Here is a 921-nt window from a genome sequence, read left to right as displayed (position 1 = left end):
ACGGTTTCTTCAGCATAGCTCATGTTGCTTTACCACGAGTTGAGAAAAAAATCAGACTATGATCTCCACCTTGATATTACTCCTGATGATATAAAAAATGCAGAGGATTATTTTAAATTCTGTAAGGAACGTATTGATTTCTATATCAAAAATGGCGATCAGCACTTTACTAGAGCTAAAAAAGTTATCAATGCGACGGTAAGTCGTGATGGAAAGGTTAATACCAGTGGTATAAAGTTATTAAAATAGAAAATACTCTTGTTAAAAATAACAAGAAGGCATTCGTGATAAATTCATGTAATGCCTTTTTTGTTGCCATCAGTTTTACTTCTTAAACAATTCTAAATCTCTCCATACACTTCACCACACGCCTTCAGACCAACCCTTATAGCCTCATTCAAATCAGCACCCTTCTTAATACTGTACGGCACATTTGGTGTCATCCCTGTCTGCTTTAGAGACTCTACAGCCGCTCTGTTCAACGGAATGCCAATAGATGAATCTTCGATATAGCCAGCAGGTTCAAAATAAACTTCAATACCAAAATCTGGATAGTAAACACAAGATATTTCACCTGATGTCGTAAACGGGTAGGGTGTATCATGGTAAGCATTCCAAAACACCTCGCTAACCTCAACATAACCAGAAACGAATTTACTGGCATAACTGTCATCTCGGGCAGGTGTGCATGCAGTTATCGATGAAGCTATTAAGATAACTAGCCACCTGGACATATTGACTCACATGGTACACCGTCATTGTCTCTATCCAATTTACCATTGCCGCACTGTAGTGCCTTTTGAGCTTGCGCACATGATGACATTTGACCACATGTCCTAGGAAGTCCTGAACAATCTTGATTTGAGGCAGTGAAAGTTTGTACAGGTTCAGGTTTAATTTCAGGCTCAGGCTCAGGCTCAG

Annotated in this window: 3 protein-coding genes; 1 reads left to right on the top strand and 2 read right to left on the bottom strand. The window is 39.2% G+C overall.

What is annotated here, in order from left to right; genetic code table 11:
• Positions 1 to 21 precede the first annotated feature (21 nt).
• Positions 22 to 249: a hypothetical protein gene (locus B4K26_RS02525; RefSeq protein ID WP_296243332.1), complete on the top strand. Its 228-nt coding sequence runs from the start codon at positions 22 to 24 to the stop codon at positions 247 to 249.
• Positions 250 to 341: 92 nt separating this feature from the next.
• Here the strand turns inward: B4K26_RS02525 and B4K26_RS02520 are convergent, their stop codons facing one another.
• Complete coding sequence (locus tag B4K26_RS02520) at positions 342 to 734, bottom strand: hypothetical protein (protein WP_296243331.1); 393 nt, start codon at positions 732 to 734, stop codon at positions 342 to 344.
• Positions 719 to 921: excalibur calcium-binding domain-containing protein (locus B4K26_RS02515; RefSeq protein ID WP_296243330.1), on the bottom strand; the 203-nt coding region annotated here is incomplete at its 5' end. The genes B4K26_RS02515 and B4K26_RS02520, both read right to left, overlap by 16 nt.

Origin of the sequence: Psychrobacter sp. UBA6766, assembly GCF_002453355.1 — a bacterium.
In the GTDB taxonomy this organism is placed as follows: Bacteria; Pseudomonadota; Gammaproteobacteria; order Pseudomonadales; family Moraxellaceae; genus Psychrobacter.
This window is presented reverse-complemented; position numbering and strand designations above follow the sequence as displayed.